This is a genomic window from Cellulophaga sp. HaHaR_3_176 (genome assembly GCF_019021925.1).
Lineage (GTDB): Bacteria > Bacteroidota > Bacteroidia > Flavobacteriales > Flavobacteriaceae > Cellulophaga.
The window spans coordinates 3,246,645-3,263,129 of record NZ_CP058990.1; the positions used below are offsets into that span (position 1 = coordinate 3,246,645).

The following is a 16,485-nucleotide window of genomic DNA, read 5'->3' on the forward strand; positions in this document are numbered from 1 at the left end:
TAGTGCGTTTTTAACCCCTTACTATTTTTATACTAAACGGTAAAAAACAAGTTTTTTATTAAAATTTCGGAAAAACTCCAGAAAATACCATTTAAGAATTAAATGCAGGTTATCTACTAGATAATTTAAGATATAAGGGTTTTTTGTTTTTGGCTAATTACAACTTTGTTATTCCTATATTCGAGAAGTTAGCAGAAAGAGTTGAATCCTCAGCATTTATAACATATTGTATACTAATAATGTCATTTGCATTTAATTGGTACATAAGAACTCCTGTCGTACCCCAATAATCTTGATTTGGTAAACTTGCAAAACCTCTAGATAAATAACCTCGCCTAGCACCATTTATAAAAACTGCTAGTATAAATTTTGTGCTACCACTTGGCATATTTGTAGTTGACAGCTCGCCTGATATTAAATAATTTCCATCTTGTAAAATCGTAATTTCTCCTGTACCGCTTACATTAAAATATGATGTGTTTATATTTTGTACATGTCTAGCATCAACCGGTAAATCAAAAAAAGTATTTGTTGCTGTTGGAAGATTACCACCATCTCTATTTAAAATTACGGTTTTACTTTCTGCTTCCGAGTTTACTCTAACCCAAGCACCCGCACCATATACATATATTGAGGTATCAGTAGTATTATAAACCAATGACCCTGAATTTGGCTCCAAAGCATTCATTTCCGCTTCGGTAACAGAATGAATATTTACTAATAAACCTTCAGTAACTTGAGATGATACACTATTGCTATAAAATAAAACTATTAGGGAATAAAAAATATTCTTCATTTGAAAATTACTTAAATATGCTAATTCTACGCTAGTACAGCTAAATGACATAGCGCTAGTTTATAAATAAAACCGGATATATTAATAACTTTAGGCAAAATTAATCAGAATCAGTATAAAAAACTATTTCTGAATTAGATAAATAACACTAACTTTTATTTGGAGTAACCGAACTAAAATGCAGATGGATTTCATTGTAACAAAACATTTTGAGTGCGAAATTAAAAGCAATTAAAGTTCAACATTCACTTTCTTAAATAAAAAGCCACACTAACGAGAAAAATTAAAGGGGCTTGAGTAATTTAATTATATATCCCTACTATTAGTTATACTCTTTTACCAATAAAAAGGGGGTATTTTTAGCAAAAAAATTATTGATATTTGTCGTCAAAAAATAGCTGAAGAAAATAACAAAACTCTAAAATTTTTATACTACAGATAAAATTGGAGATTACAAATACTATTTTTAACTATCTAAATAGAACTAAAATAAATACAATCCTTCTAAATATTCTTTATTTTACTTTACCGTTAGTTCTAGCGATACTATTAGTGAAATATATTTTTAAATTAAATAGTACTATTTTATTGCCATCAGTAGTTATGTTATTGTTTTTTATACTCATAACAATTTGTTCCCTATTTATTTCAAACAAATTTGAAACGAAATTATTCGAAATATTTTGCGTGCTACAGTTATTAACTCTTACAGGAGGTATTGTATTAATGTTAAAGCAAAAAATATTATATAAGCACTTTTTTCTTTCTTTACCTTTTCAACTTTTTTATTGGTTGCAACTTTTTTATTATGGAGGCTTACAGTTTACACATAAATTTGGAGGTTTTGCTTTGTGAGAAAATAGAAGCTGAAATTTTTATTACTTTACGCGCTACTTAAAACCTATACGTTATAATGAGTATGAAAGAGGTTATTTTAAGTATTGGAGTATTTTTTATTTTGTTAGTTCTATTTATAAGTAATCGAAATCATACCCAAATAAAGAAAATTCAAGATAAAAATAAAAACAGACCAAAAATTAGTAAACAAAAATATATTCAGCGACTTGTTGAAAAGGGCTTTGAAGAAGATCATATTGAAGTTTTTTATAACGAAATTAAAAGAATTATCGGAATTGATAATTTTCCTATATACCCAGAAGATGATATCTATGAGAATTATGGCCTTTGGGACTTAGATGATATTGATTTAATTGACAATATATGTGTTAAATTAAAGGTTCGAAAAGCAGAGCAAAAAGATTTTAATGAGTTGGGTAAAACGTTTAATAAAATGAATGCCGAAAGTATTTTAACACTAATCAAAACCCTTAAAAAAAATACTTGATAACAAATAGAATGGAGTGGATTGAAAACGAAGTAATTTTTAATAAGCTAGAAGAAAAATCTACAAACTTTTTTAACAAACCTGGTAACAAGGTATGTGTTTCTAAGAACTACGTTTATTGTTTGTTTTTACAAGTTAACAAAGCCTGGTATATAGAAAATGAAGGTTGGAGAGACTCAAACTCTAAACCTGAAAAAAGTAACAGCAAACGCTTAGTTTTAAACTTCTTTAAAGTGGATGAGGAAGGTGAATATTGGTTTAAAATTTTTGTTCCTCTAAAATTATCGAACTGTAGATTGTTAACTATAGATAATAATACTTTTCAATTATTATCTGATACCGAGTCTATCATTGGTCAATTTGATGCTTTTGACTCTTTAATGTGGGATTTTATGACTGGAGAAGCTGAATCAGAAACTGAAATTGAGGATAAATTTAAAATGATAGAATTAAAGTAAGCTATTTACTACTGTAAGTGTTTTCTATAAAGTCTAAATTAAAAGACCAGTGAATATTAAGAAAACTTAATTTTTTTGATTTGATTACAATCTATGGTTATAGCTATAAACCACTTATAAAAAGCATTCACATTTTCTATTCAGTTTTTATTTACTAAATTAGGTGATTAACCATACACAAAAAGAGAAACTCATAAAAGAGTTTTTTCAATAAAAGCCACCTTAATGAAAACACAAATTAGTACATCGTTATCAACTTTTTTAGCTCTTGGAGTTTTTTTACTTTTAAGTAGCTGTTTTGATACTGATAAAAAGGAAAGTAAAAAAGAGACACAAATAGAAGAGCAAAAAACCGTTTACGCTAGTGACGTTATTCCATTTTTTGACCAATGGAAATTAATTTTAGGTGATGGCTCTAATGCTGGTATTGCTACTGATTTTGAGAACAAAGATTTCTTTTATACTACAAACGATAGTGCTGGTAATTGGGTTGTTTTTAAAGCTCCAAATGGCGGCGATACACACGGAACGTCAAACAATACTAGAACAGAATTAGCTCAAACTAAAAAATGGTTTCCTAAAACCGCTAACGATAAACTAACAGCAACACTTAAAGTAATGAATGTTTCTGCTACAGGTGATGCTCGTGTTGCAGCGTCTCATGCAGTTGTAGTAGGTCAAATTCATAGTGCAGATAAGCATGAAAACGAACCATTAAAAATATTTTACAAAAAATATCCTGGTCAGACTAAAGGCTCTGTATTCTGGCATTACGAAATAAATACCGCTGGTGATGATAATTCTGGACGATGGGATTATTCTTCAGCAGTTTGGGGTAATGATTTTTCTGTAGTTGGTACAGACGAAAATACGTATCCAGAAGAGCCTAAAGACGGTATTGCTCTAGGTGAAGAGTTTAGTTATGAAATTGAGGTTAAAGACGGTATCATGAGCTTAACTTTTATTAGTGAGGGTCATGAAACAAAAACATTTACCAAAAACTTAATAGAATCTGAATACACCACTAAAGCAGACATTCCTGAGCAAACACAAAAATTATTTGTGCCAATTGGGCAAGATGGTGTAGAGCGTAAAGCTGCTTATACAGGTGAAGGCTGTTTCTTTAAGCTCGGTGCTTACAATCAGACAAACGGTAAATCTCCTGAAACAAATAAAAACTGGTGTTCTGGAGCAGAAACGCATGGTGGTGATATTAAAAAACAATATGCAGATGGTAACTACGCAGAAGTATGGTTTAAAACCGGAAGCATTTCTGTGAGCGATGCTGCTGTATCTAATGATGGTTATTTTGCTAAGAATGATTAATTAATCATTCTGTAAAGCACTAAAGTGGAACTATTTAAAAATTTTATAAAAAGGTTTTTTATTGTTGCCATCCCTCTAGTATGTTTCTGTTTTTTTAGCCTTTATGCTATGGCTGAAAATAGTAAAAAACTTCATAGAGTTGATGCTTGGTTTAGGTATCGCGATAGTGCTTTTTTTAATTCTTACTATTTTATGCATTGGTTTTGTTATTGATCTTATTTATAGGATTAAAAAGAAGCAATACAAACCTGCATTATCAAATGTTCCCTTTCTTCTGCTGTTCTTGATTCCTATTTTATATATCAATTGCGAGATGGGAGGTTGTTGTGATTCTTTTTGTGAATGGATTATTAATACCTTTAGTTTCTTATAAAACTAAGAACATGCTATACATCATACTCACGCATTTTTTGAATGGGTTTATATATTAATAAACTCTTCTAAACCCTTTATTTAGCTTTTAAGGTCGAATGAATAATTGCAAAACAACACGTCTAAAAAAATGAAATATTATCTCGCAGTCATTTTTCTGATCTGTTCAATACATATACATGCCCAAACGTATGAAGGTAAAATTGGTGAACACCCAATATTTCTAGAATTAGATATTGATTATGATGATGGTCTTGCAACAGCATTTTACTTTTATAAATCTCAATTGCAAAATATACCCTTAGAAGGCAGCCATGATACTTCTGAATTGATACTTTTTGAAAAATTTTCCGATAAAGAAGAACAAAAAGAGCTATTTACTTTAACAAAAAATACAAACAAAATATCGGGTACTTGGCAAAATAATGGTCGTTTATTAAATGTTGATTTAACAAAAACAACGAAAACTATTGATGAGTACAAATTATCGCAATTAGGTTTTATTAGAGATAGCGTAACAACTACCAATGCAAAAGAATTGGTTTGGCTTACCGAAAAACATTCAAAAAAAACACTTTTTAGGTTAGGTAATGGATTTACTAAATTAGAACGTGAATTTATGAACCCTAAATTAGATAGTATTCATATTTATAATGCCGTAATAGGCTTAGACTGTAGTTGGGCTGATATAAATATAGAAATAGAACTCGTATCTGATCAATACATTAGTTTTACTGAGTATTCATCTATTTATTGTGGTGGTGCACATCCAAATTATAATACAATTGGGTTTAATTTTGACTTAAAAAATAAAGTTCAACTATATAAATTAACTGATATATATCCGAATTTAAATCATTATCAAGTATTAAAACAGAAATATGAAAATGATACAGATTTAGATAATGAATGTGAATATTTTTTAAATGACGGAGAGCGTTTCGAATATTGTACTTGGGTGCTTACTAAAAAAGGTGTAACAATCACACCCTCATTTCCTCATGCTATGACGCCTTGTGAAACAGGGTTTCCATTAACGTATGATGAATTACGTAACAAGTAAATAAAACGCAAATAAAAGCCAGACATACCTCAACTCTAGTATATTGCACATATAAATTAATATTATGAAATTAAATTTACTGTCTTGCGATGCGCAAAGACCCGATAAAAGAGCTATAGCTAGTTGTATTACTGAGTTAGCCTCTAACATGAATCAATCATTAGCAAATGAACTGACAGAAATACTTTTAGAAGGTGATGCTGTAGATATTGATGTAGATGATAAAAACTCTGGTTCTGCCTTAAGAGCCTTACGTAAACTAAGTATTGATTATGAAATTATAGAATAAAATTACTCTTTTGATAACGTATTGAACCTTAAAAAAGAATGAATTATAACAACAAAAAGTTTAGACCTATCCTAAATTCTGAAAACGGAGAAACTACCGAAGAAACCATATTCGAGTACCAACAGGTGGGTAATATTCTGACATCGAAATACCAAGGAGGAAAAATTTTAAAAGGACATTTAATCGGTTTGGTTAACGAAGATGGCACTATAGATATGCGTTATCATCAAGTGAATGAAAAAGGAGAATTAATGACTGGTATTTGCCATTCAACCCCCGAAATACTTGAAAATGGTAAAATAAGACTTCACGAAAGTTGGAAATGGACTTCTGGAGATATGTCTAGCGGAAAATCTACCTTAGAAGAGATTTAATAAGGCTAAAAAAACACCTATATTTAGTAAAAAACTAAACCTACTTCTCGGAATCCTTTTTTGTACCACGCTATTTACTTGTACTGAATATCTAGAAATTATTGCTGAATTTAAAGAAATGGTCTTCACGTTATCAGCAAAAAAAGAAACGAAAATGTAAATACTCGTGCTTATGCAGCTAGGGTTGTTCGCTAAATTGATAGCTTTTTAAATACCGGTGTTGCGCCTCAAAAATAACCGTAGTCGGTACATCAAAAAGGGGGTTATGTTGCGCAACACGTTTCTACAATTGCGAATAATACTGACTTAAACTTTGTTTTTATAGCCAGTTTTAGGGATAGCGATATAAATGATATCACTGGAGTTAATCACTGTGGTACTATTTTAACAATCTTTGAAGAATCGATTCTTTTTGGCGTTTCTGCTGTTGAGCACATAAAAACCTCAACATGCACCATTAAGCATTTTAAAGAACTTGAATTGCACGCCAATTTAGGTATTAAGTTTTTAATTAAACCTTTAAAATCGTGGATGGAACCGGCCATATATAATGGACAAAAGGGAAGTATTAAACCAGCTACCGTTATTATGAAAAAAATACTGTTTTTCTTCGAAAAATTAAAGGCAACCTTTTGGTTTGTACCAGCATTGATTATTATAATTACAATTCTTATTTCAATTATTGTAGTTACTATCGATCAAGGTATCAAAATACCAAAAGAAGGTTTAAATCAACTGTTTTTTGTAAATAGTGCCGATTCTGCTCGTAGTATATTAACCACTATTTCTGCGGCTATGATTGGTGTTGCAGGTACTGTTTTTTCAATAACACTGGTAGCATTAACCTTAGCCTCTTCGCAATTTGGCCCACGGTTAATTCGTAATTTTATGTATGTACGGCTTAACCAAATTGTATTAGGTTCGTATGTATCAACCTATCTATATTGCTTGTTTGTTTTAAATGCAATAAAAGATAATGATGGGTACACGTTTATACCTAAACTATCTATTCTGCTTGCTATAATTGCAGCGTTTACAAATATTATACTCCTTATTGTTTTTATACATCAAATTGCCACAAGTATTCAGGCTGACAAGGTAATTTCTGATATTTCTCAGATTATTTCTACCCAAGTAAAAACTTTATTTCCTGAAAATATGGGCGATGAATTTGAAGATGAAAAACGAGTAAATGCCGATGCTATAAAATCAAGATATACTCATACGAAACTTATAAAATCTCATAAAAATGGTTATTTTCAATATATTGATAATGAATCGTTATTAGAAGAAATACAAAATATTGATGGGTTGTTAGAGTTGTATTTTAAACCCGGAGATCATTTAGTAGAAGGTATTAATATTGGAAAGCTCTATACAAATAAAGATATTGATGATGAGCAGTATGATGACATTTCAGACAATTTTGTAATAGGTAATACTAAAAGTTCTCAACAAGATCTTCAATTTTCAATTTATCAGATGGTAGAAATAGCATCACGTGCATTATCGCCAGGCGTTAACGATCCTTTTACAGCAATTACGTGTATTGATAACTTAACGGCTACTATGTGCCGACTAGCACAAGCCAATTACCCATCTAACTACCGAGTAGATAAAAATGATGTATTAAGAATTATTACAGAAAATTTAGAGTTTGAAGATTTTTTAGACGCTTCATTCAATCAAATTCGACAATATTCGGCAGGTAATACTGCTGTGGTCATAAAATTGATGGATGGTTTAACTACTATTTCTGTTTTTGCTAAAAAGGATGCGTATAAAAAGGCCCTTGTAAAACACGCAAAAATGGTTTTAAATGTTGGTAAACAATCTTTAAATGAAGTAAATGACTTTAAAAACTTAGAAGAAAGATCTAAAAAAATTATGTCGTAACTAAAACTATATAAAAACATGAATTGGTTGTACTCATTAACAGACCCACTTTTAGAAACTATAGCTGGTAGTATTTTAATATGTATCGCTATAATTTTATTAACAAGGCTGGTTGGTTTGCGTACTTTCGCAAAATTTACGGCCTACGACTTTGCATTTACAATTGCTATTGGTAGTATTATTTCATCTATACTAACTTCTAGTACATCAATAGTACATGGTGTAGTGGCCATTGCAAGTTTGTTGTTACTTGCATATGTACTTTCTGGTTTACAAAAAAAATTTCCAAAATTAAGTTCTTTACTTTCTAATCAACCTTTGTTGTTAATGAAAGGGAGTACCATATTAGATAAAAATTTAAAACACGCTCAGATTGAAAAATCGCAAGTAATTGCAAAATTAAGAGAAGCCAATGTATTAAATTTCAACCAAGTATTTGCTGTGGTATTAGAAGCTACAGGCGATATTTCGGTACTCCACAAAACTTCTGATGCTGATAATCAAAAATTAAACGAACAACTACTAGAAGGCGTACGAGAAACACCGTAAATTAACTTTACTGCTATTTACCTATGCATAACAAGCTTAAAAAACATATCGAAACTGTTATTCCCATAACAAAAGATGAGTTCTCTTTTATTGTGGCTCATTTTACAATAGAAAACTTTAAAAAAGGTGATTTTTTAATCGAAAAAGGAAACCGAAATGTTGATGCTTACTTCATTATATCAGGACTTTTAAAACTTTCGTATGATGATGAACAGGGTAAAGAGCACATTGTTTCTTTTGCTATGGAAGATTGGTGGGAAAGTGATTTTTCTGCATTTTATTCACAAGCTCCAGCAACCAAGCATTTACAATGTTTAGAAAATACTATGGTATATTCATTAACATATACTAACTACCAAAAACTGTGTGCCGAGCAGCCAAAAATGGAACATTTTTTTCTTAAAAAATCTAGCAATGGCCATATTGCTTCACAGCAACGCATTCTCTCTTTTTTAAGCAATACTGCAAAAGAACGGTACAACGAGTTACTTAAAAAACAACCCACATTATTGCAACGTGTACCTAAAACATTACTCGCTTCTTATTTAGGTGTAAGCCGCGAAACGTTAAGCAGGCTTAACACTTAAATACTACCCAACGTTTGTGATGTATGTCACGCTCTTTTATTTTTCATACATCCAATTTTGCAGGTACTTATAAACCCGTAAAAATTTAAACCAATGGAAAAAAGAATTATTAATCCGTGGCAATGGCAAAACAGCCGTAGTTATGTACAAGCAATTGAAGTTAAAAATGCCAATGCAACCCTTTACATTTCTGGGCAAACTGCAATTGATGCTAATGGCGTTTCGAGTACAGCTGATATGAAAACACAAGTAATACAAACTTTAGCGAATTTAGAGCACGTAATTACCGAAGCTGGTTACCAGTGCAAACACATTGTGCGCTTAAACATATATACGACCAATACAAACGAGTTCTTTTCTTGTTTTGATGTGCTACAACATTGGATTGCCAAACACAGTATACAACAAACCTCAACAGTTTTAGAAGTAAAAAGCCTTTTTGAAACTTTAAAAGTAGAATTAGAAGCAACGGTAGCCAATTAAGGCTGCCGTTTTTTATTTAAAGTCTTTTTGTAGGTATAACACTTCATCGATAAGCCTTTTTGTAATAACACTTACAACGATTAAATTTTAAAGCATATCAAATAAGTGTATTAAATATATGAAAATTAGTCCCATATGTTGGAAACCACAAAATCACGTAAACTTTTTCCTTTAATTTAGTTTTCCAATTACGTAGTCTCCCCCCAACTATTTGATGATTTGTTATAAAAAAACTTATATATATAATTGAGACTATGAAAAGTATTCTAAACTTTAATTTGATAACGAAGTGAAAGAAATCATTGAGATTCAAAAACAATATAGAAAGCAACAAAATATTAAAACTTATTCTTATTTAAGCGATGATCAAATTACTCTTGCGGCACAAAAATATGTGGAACAATATTTAAAATCACCATCTACAGCAAAGTTCCCTTCTTTATTTAAATCAGAAATTAAAAAAATAAGACCAGGTTCTTATATTGTGACATCTTATGTTGATTCTCAAAATGGATTCGGTGCAATTATTAGAAATAATTATATAGTCGAACTAAATCAAACAATAGACGGGAAAATTATATTAAAAGATATAACTTTTTTAAAATAAATACCCCACTCCCTAACCCAAACCAACACTTCCCTCGTTGCTACTTTTAAAAAGCATGGTTTCTGTTTACTTTTGGTAACAACTAAAAAATGAAACCATGAAAAAAAGTGCTTTTATACTGTTGTTTGCTATTGTGTTAGCATCATGTACAAGTAAACCAGAACAAAAACCAACTGTAGTATATACTGAAGATGGTACACCAGAGGTAATTAAAAAAGATACTTCGGTAATTGTAATGGCAGATATGCCTGTACATATTGATAGTACGGAGTTTTTAGTACACCCAGTTGGTGAGTTACAATTATACCAAAGCAAGGGTAAATTTTGGAGCAGTGCATCAAGCTATGATGGCAGATCTAGTTATGAAAATACAAACTTTACTATATCGAGCTATACCAATTATAATTTTACAGGCAACTTAAGAAACTTACAGTTTGAGCAATTAGGTACTGATAAGCTTGTGCCTTTAACCGATAAAAATATTAGAATTTCAAGTGCTCAATTTTTAAGTGATTTGTATAAAAGAGAGGGCAAACAATTATTTTTTTATACCATAACCGATGCTGATACTAACAAAGATGGCGCTTTAGATTATAAAGATATTGAAACGCTATACATGAGTAAAATTGATGGTAGCAACTTTGTTAAACTAACGCCTAACAACCAAGAGCTAATAGATTGGAAAATTATAGACAGCATAAACCGCATCTATTTTAAAACCCTTGAAGATGTGAATAAAGATGGTAATTTTGACCGTAAAGATAAGGTGCATTACCATTATATAAACTTACTTGATAAGGTTTTAAAACCGATAGAATACTACCCTATTTAAAATAAATTAATCATTAAAAATAGGTGTTTTTGTCAAGTTGATTAAAGCACCTTTTTTACTATTTACTAATCGTTTAGAGCGTAAATATCTACCTAAATTATAAGCATCAAAATTATAAGCATCTTTAGCAACGCTACTTATTTTTACTTGTCCGGAAGAATGAATGAATTCGTTATTTCCTATCCACATACCTACATGTACTACTTTTTCACCTATAGAGTCTGTTGCTTTTCTTCCGAAGAATAACAGATCGCCAGGTGCTAATTGATCAAAGTTTTTAACAGCATCCATTTCTTCACCTGTATGTACTTGTTGCGATGCATCACGCGGAATAATCATTCCGTTTAAAAAGTATATCGTTTTAGTAAAACCACTACAGTCTACCCCTTTTGGTGATGTGCCACCCCATAAGTATGGTAAGCCCATTAGTTTTTTAGAGGTAGCTACTAAAGCTTCTTCCGTTGGGTTTGTATGCGCAAGCCAATCGCTATATAAAACAGCTTCTTGCTTGTTTACAAAAGCTACCCTACCATCTGGATATTTTACGTTATAAAAATCACCACTATCATCTATCATTTCTAAAATGCCACCTGCAACAATATCTGATACTACTTGTGCGCTAATATTAGGTTCAGAATAGGTATTACCTGTTATCTGTGTGTATATAATTTTGGTTGCAGCTTTCCAACGGTTCATGGTACTCATAGGCATCGGTACAATACCACCATCATCTACCCATGATAAATACATATCTGGTGTTTGAATTAAGGCCCAAGAACCTTCTTTTTTATAAATTTTTACGGGTGTACCTAACAATGCTTGTGTTGCAAGCTCAGCAGAGTGTTTTGGATTACTACGCAGGTTTGCTACTGATATGCTTACTAAACCAACAGTACTATCATTTAAAGTAGCAGTTGGTAACATTGTAATACTATCTATAACAGTTTTATTTTCTGCATTCAATTTATCTTTTAATGCTTGTACAGCATCTGGCAGGTTACTTTCACCTTTTAATGTATAGGTCCCATTTTCTTTTTCTGCCGTTACAGAAAATAAAGCTACCCTTTTATCTGGTGCAAAAATGTTTTTTACCTCATTTATTTCATCAACTAAATGCCCTTCTTTTTTTTCAATTTTAGAACATGAAAAGGATATTAACAATACAGTTAAACTAAAAAATAAGTAAACAGATTTTTTGAACATACTAAGCGACTTTAATTGTTCTTGAAAAGTATAAATTTAAATGTACTTAGCTCTTACATAAACCAATAAATTTTAAACAGACAGGTTTGTCTTTTGAGGTGTTTTGAACAAAAATAAAACTTAAAATACTGTTAATCAATGTGTTTGATTTTGAATTACAAATATATTATTGTACATTAACTTTTATGATAGCAATAGAGAGAGAAGAGAATATAGCATTTATTGAAAAGTCGGTAACTCATTTAGAGGCTACAGGATTTGAACAAATTAAGGTAGATTTAGAAGGTTATGAAAAACCTAAGTCGTACACTCGCAAAGGGTCTGACTCTAAAATAACGCCTGATATTGTCGCTCTAAAAAATGGAAAGAAATATTTTTTTGACATCAGCTTAAAGTCTCAACGACCAAGATTATTAAAAACAAAATGGTTGTTTTTAGATACTATTAGTAGAATGAAGTCAGATAGGTTCAGAATTATTACTACTAAAGGGCATTATAAATTTACCGAGAACATGTTGGAAGATATTAACTTAGTTAATAAAGAACCCATCAAACTATAATACTTTTTGGAATACAATGAAAAAGCGCCTAATTGGCGCTTTTTTTATTTGATCATATTTATATGTGGTATGCCATCTTCTAAATATTCATTGCCTACTGCAGTAAAACCTAATGAGGTATAAAACTTTAAAAGGTATTTTTGAGCTGATATTCTAATAGTTGTTTCATTATAACAATCTTTAACAGCTTGTATAGAGGCTTTCATAATTTCAACCCCATACCCATCTTTTCTTGTTTTTTGGCTTACTACTACCCTACCAATACTGGCTTCTTTAAAATAATCGCCAGCTTTAAAAATTCGGGTATATGCAACAACATCATCACCTTTAAAACCTAATACATGTATTGCTTTTTGGTCTTTACCATCAACATCTTGATATACACAGTCTTGTTCAACTACAAAAACTTCGCTCCTTAATTGTAATATAGCATACAACTCTTGAGTGTTTAGTTCACTAAATGTTTTTACAACTATAGTTAACATATATATGTAATATTAATTACAAGGTATTTTTTCTACTCTTCTTTCGTGTCTTCCACCTTCAAATTTTGTTTCTAAAAAGGCTTTTACCATATCTAAAGCTTGTGGTAAAGAAATATAACGAGCAGGTAAGCTTAAAATATTGGCATCATTATGTTGCCTAGCTAAAACTGTTATTTCTTTTGTCCAACATAAAGCAGATCTAACTTTTTGATGTTTGTTAGCTGTAATAGATGCACCATTACCGCTACCACATATAATAATACCGAAATCTACATTTTTATCAGAAACATCTTTAGCAACCGGATGAACAAAATCTGGATAGTCTACACTATCTGTTCCATCTGTTCCATAGTTTTCAACTTCAATGTTCATTGACTTTAAAAGACCTATAACAGCAAGCTTATACTGTGTACCTGCATGATCGTTACCTATAGCTATTTTCATATTCTAATGATGTTAATTATACAGTAAAGGTACAAATACCTAGGGTTTCACCACACTTTTAGGGTTATTAACAACATTTTTTATAAAAAATTTAATATATACTGTTACTTAGCACTTTATATAAATATGCGTTTTGTTGATAACATGATCAAAAAAACTCACTATTAAATTTTGATATTAAATTGTAATTCTGCTTTACAAAAGTTATTGGTATTTGAACTATAAACTTCTAAAAAAATACCTGAAAGATATCACAACTTCAAATCGAGTAGTTAACAATAAATTTACATCTACTTATCAATAATTTTATGTTCACAGAAGTTATTAAGATTAGTTAATAACCTATTTAAAGAGCTGATTTTAAATTTATAATCAATTGTATAAATTGTCGATAAAGTTATTTATAAACGCAAAACAAGTAAACCTTATTAAAATTATATCGGTTATTAACACACTATAATAGTCACCATTTTATTTAAATTTTAAAAAAAAGAAAAAGTATATATATTATATATGTTTATAACTAAGAAAATTTAAAAAAGTGAGTTTACAAATGCTTAATGCTAGCTATGGATTATAATTTGTAATTTTCCGATAAATTAAACAATTGAATGACAAAGAAAAAGAAAAGGTCATCAAGTCAGAAAAAAAATGAAATTACCAGAGGTATTTTCACTGTACTTGAAAAAGAACCTACAAAGAGTTTTAACTATAAAGAGATTGCTGCTAAATTAAAAATAGAGAATGCTAACGATCGTAATGATCTGATTAAAAGATTAGTGCAGCTAAAAGAGAAAAGAAGAATTATTGAAGATACACCAGGCAAATACAAGTCTATAGTATCTACAAGAACATACCATACTGGTACTGTTGATATTACTAGTAGAGGTAATGCTTATATTATTATTGATGGTATGGACGATGACGTTTTTATTCCATTTAATAAAGTAAACAAAGCTTTTCATAAAGATACTGTTGAGGTTTATGTATACCCACGCAGAAAAGGAAAGAAACTTGAAGGAGAAATAACAAAAATAGTTGAACGTAAGAAAACTAGTTTTGTTGGTATTTTAGATATGCAAAAAAGTTTTGCTTTTGTGCGTATTGGAGATTTTAGAATGTATACCGATTTTTTTATTCCTAAAGATAAAATTAACGATGCACAAAATGGTGATAAAGTTATTGTAGAATTTAACGAATGGCCAGATAAAACAGATTCTCCTTTTGGAACAATTACGCAAGTTTTAGGAAAACCAGGAGAACATAACACTGAAATACATTCAATTTTAGCAGAATATGGTTTGCCCTATGAGTTTCCTGTTGAAGTAGAACAATTTGCTAATCAGTTAGATACAAGTATAAAACCTGAAGAAATTGCCAAACGTAGAGATATGCGTGATACGCTAACTTTTACGATTGACCCTAAAGATGCAAAAGATTTTGATGATGCACTTTCATTTACTGTTTTAGAAAATGGTAATTATGAAATTGGTATTCATATTGCAGATGTATCGCATTATTTAACACCAGATACTATAATGGATGATGAAGCTTATGAAAGAGCAACATCAGTTTATTTAGTGGATAGAGTGGTACCAATGTTACCAGAAGTTTTATCGAACAATGCATGTTCACTTCGACCACATGAAGAAAAGTATACCTTTTCTGCAATATTCGAAATAGATAAAAAAGCACATGTAATTGACCAATGGTTTGGCCGTACAGTTATAAACTCTAATGAGCGTTTTGCTTATGAAGAAGCACAACATATTATTGAAAATGGAGTAGGTACAATACCTGAAGACATATCAATCAGAGGTACTGCTTACGAAGTTTCAGAAGATGTAGTAAATGCAACTTTAAAATTAGATGAGTTGGCAAAAATAATGCGTTCACGTAGAATGAGTGCAGGAGCTATTTCGTTTGATAAAGTAGAGGTACGTTTTAATTTAACACCTGCAGGGGAACCTGAAAGTGTTTATTTTAAAGAAGCTAAAGATGCTAATAAATTAATTGAAGAATTTATGCTACTTGCGAACAGAAAAGTAGCCGAATTTATTGGTAAGCAAAACCCGAAAAAAACATTTATTTATAGAATACATGATGAGCCTAATGAAGAGAAGTTAATGGCTTTAAATGGAATCATATCTAGGTTTGGTCATAAGCTTGACTTTAAAGATAAAAAGACCATTAGCGCTTCTTTAAATCAACTTTTAGAAGATGTTAAAGGTAAAGGTGAACAGAATATGGTCGATACGTTAGCAATACGTACAATGAGTAAAGCCATTTATACGACTGACAATATTGGTCATTATGGGTTGGCTTTCGATTACTATAGTCATTTTACATCGCCAATTAGAAGATACCCTGATGTTATGGTACACCGTTTGTTACAGCATTATTTAGATGGTGGAGCATCTGCTAAAGAAGAAGTTTATGAAGAAAAATGTAAACATTCATCTGACATGGAATCATTGGCAGCAAATGCAGAACGTGATTCTATTAAATACATGCAGATCAAATTTATGGAAGATCATCAAGACAGTGAGTTTGTTGGTGTTATTTCAGGAGTTACTGAATGGGGTATTTATGTTGAAATTATTGAAAACAAATGCGAAGGAATGGTTCGTATTAGCGATATAAAAGGGGATTACTATAATTACGACGAAAAGCAATATGCTATTATTGGTGATAAAACTGGTATAGTTTATCAATTAGGAGACGAAGTTGTTGTAATGGTTAAAAATACTGATCTTGTAAAAAGACATCTAGATTTTACATTAATAGGTAAGCCCGAATAGATAAAATTAGTACTT

At 30.6% G+C, this 16,485-nt stretch carries 18 protein-coding genes; 14 read left to right on the forward strand and 4 right to left on the reverse strand.

Annotation, left to right across the window (positions count from 1 at the left end; genetic code table 11):
* Window positions 1-157 precede the first annotated feature (157 nt).
* On the reverse strand, window positions 158-796 hold the full coding sequence (locus H0I23_RS14290; protein ID WP_216783965.1) for a hypothetical protein: 639 nt from the start codon (window positions 794-796) through the stop codon (window positions 158-160).
* 913 nt (window positions 797-1,709) lie between these two features.
* On the opposite strand from H0I23_RS14290, the gene H0I23_RS14295 reads away from it, so the two are divergent.
* The 12 genes from H0I23_RS14295 (at window position 1,710) to H0I23_RS14350 (ending at window position 10,977) form a co-directional block, all read left to right on the forward strand.
* A complete protein-coding gene (locus H0I23_RS14295; protein ID WP_216783966.1) occupies window positions 1,710-2,141 on the forward strand; it encodes a hypothetical protein in 432 nt (143 codons plus the stop codon).
* Window positions 2,138-2,599 (forward strand): hypothetical protein, encoded by a 462-nt coding sequence (locus tag H0I23_RS14300; protein WP_216783967.1) that lies wholly within the window; start codon window positions 2,138-2,140, stop codon window positions 2,597-2,599. Before H0I23_RS14295 ends, H0I23_RS14300 begins: the two co-directional genes overlap by 4 nt.
* A gap of 225 nt (window positions 2,600-2,824) precedes the next feature.
* Window positions 2,825-3,925, forward strand: coding sequence for a polysaccharide lyase family 7 protein (locus tag H0I23_RS14305; RefSeq protein WP_216783968.1), 1,101 nt, complete (start codon window positions 2,825-2,827; stop codon window positions 3,923-3,925).
* A gap of 502 nt (window positions 3,926-4,427) precedes the next feature.
* Entirely contained in the window at window positions 4,428-5,360 is a 933-nt protein-coding gene (locus H0I23_RS14310; protein ID WP_216783969.1) for a hypothetical protein, read from the forward strand.
* A gap of 64 nt (window positions 5,361-5,424) precedes the next feature.
* Window positions 5,425-5,649, forward strand: a complete 225-nt coding sequence (locus tag H0I23_RS14315) for a hypothetical protein (protein ID WP_216783970.1) — start codon at window positions 5,425-5,427, stop codon at window positions 5,647-5,649.
* Window positions 5,650-5,687: 38 nt separating this feature from the next.
* On the forward strand, window positions 5,688-6,023 hold the full coding sequence (locus H0I23_RS14320; protein ID WP_216783971.1) for a n-acetylglutamate synthase: 336 nt from the start codon (window positions 5,688-5,690) through the stop codon (window positions 6,021-6,023).
* 531 nt (window positions 6,024-6,554) lie between these two features.
* Window positions 6,555-7,919: a DUF2254 domain-containing protein gene (locus H0I23_RS14325; protein ID WP_254073614.1), complete on the forward strand. Its 1,365-nt coding sequence runs from the start codon at window positions 6,555-6,557 to the stop codon at window positions 7,917-7,919.
* Between the two features lie 18 nt (window positions 7,920-7,937).
* Window positions 7,938-8,468 (forward strand): DUF421 domain-containing protein, encoded by a 531-nt coding sequence (locus H0I23_RS14330; protein ID WP_216783972.1) that lies wholly within the window; start codon window positions 7,938-7,940, stop codon window positions 8,466-8,468.
* A 23-nt stretch (window positions 8,469-8,491) separates the two neighbouring features.
* On the forward strand, window positions 8,492-9,055 hold the full coding sequence (locus tag H0I23_RS14335) for a Crp/Fnr family transcriptional regulator (protein WP_216783973.1): 564 nt from the start codon (window positions 8,492-8,494) through the stop codon (window positions 9,053-9,055).
* 93 nt (window positions 9,056-9,148) lie between these two features.
* Complete coding sequence (locus tag H0I23_RS14340; protein WP_216783974.1) at window positions 9,149-9,538, forward strand: RidA family protein; 390 nt, start codon at window positions 9,149-9,151, stop codon at window positions 9,536-9,538.
* A gap of 289 nt (window positions 9,539-9,827) precedes the next feature.
* On the forward strand, window positions 9,828-10,145 hold the full coding sequence (locus H0I23_RS14345; protein ID WP_216783975.1) for a hypothetical protein: 318 nt from the start codon (window positions 9,828-9,830) through the stop codon (window positions 10,143-10,145).
* Window positions 10,146-10,242: 97 nt separating this feature from the next.
* Window positions 10,243-10,977, forward strand: coding sequence for a hypothetical protein (locus H0I23_RS14350; RefSeq protein ID WP_216783976.1), 735 nt, complete (start codon window positions 10,243-10,245; stop codon window positions 10,975-10,977).
* A 6-nt stretch (window positions 10,978-10,983) separates the two neighbouring features.
* Here H0I23_RS14350 and H0I23_RS14355 read toward each other — a convergent pair whose 3' ends face one another.
* The gene (locus tag H0I23_RS14355; RefSeq protein ID WP_216783977.1) at window positions 10,984-12,180 is read right to left on the reverse strand and encodes an NlpC/P60 family protein; all 1,197 of its coding nucleotides are present in this window, start codon (window positions 12,178-12,180) and stop codon (window positions 10,984-10,986) included.
* Window positions 12,181-12,365: 185 nt separating this feature from the next.
* Here H0I23_RS14355 and H0I23_RS14360 point away from each other — a divergent pair, with 185 nt between their 5' ends.
* Complete coding sequence (locus H0I23_RS14360; RefSeq protein ID WP_216783978.1) at window positions 12,366-12,740, forward strand: hypothetical protein; 375 nt, start codon at window positions 12,366-12,368, stop codon at window positions 12,738-12,740.
* A gap of 44 nt (window positions 12,741-12,784) precedes the next feature.
* Here H0I23_RS14360 and H0I23_RS14365 read toward each other — a convergent pair whose 3' ends face one another.
* Both H0I23_RS14365 and H0I23_RS14370 read right to left on the reverse strand, forming a co-directional pair.
* Window positions 12,785-13,225, reverse strand: coding sequence for a GNAT family N-acetyltransferase (locus tag H0I23_RS14365; protein ID WP_216783979.1), 441 nt, complete (start codon window positions 13,223-13,225; stop codon window positions 12,785-12,787).
* A gap of 12 nt (window positions 13,226-13,237) precedes the next feature.
* Entirely contained in the window at window positions 13,238-13,669 is a 432-nt protein-coding gene (locus H0I23_RS14370) for an RpiB/LacA/LacB family sugar-phosphate isomerase (protein ID WP_216783980.1), read from the reverse strand.
* Window positions 13,670-14,280: 611 nt separating this feature from the next.
* On the opposite strand from H0I23_RS14370, the gene rnr reads away from it, so the two are divergent.
* The gene (gene rnr, locus H0I23_RS14375; protein ID WP_216783981.1) at window positions 14,281-16,470 is read left to right on the forward strand and encodes a ribonuclease R; all 2,190 of its coding nucleotides are present in this window, start codon (window positions 14,281-14,283) and stop codon (window positions 16,468-16,470) included.
* Window positions 16,471-16,485: the final 15 nt, after the last annotated feature.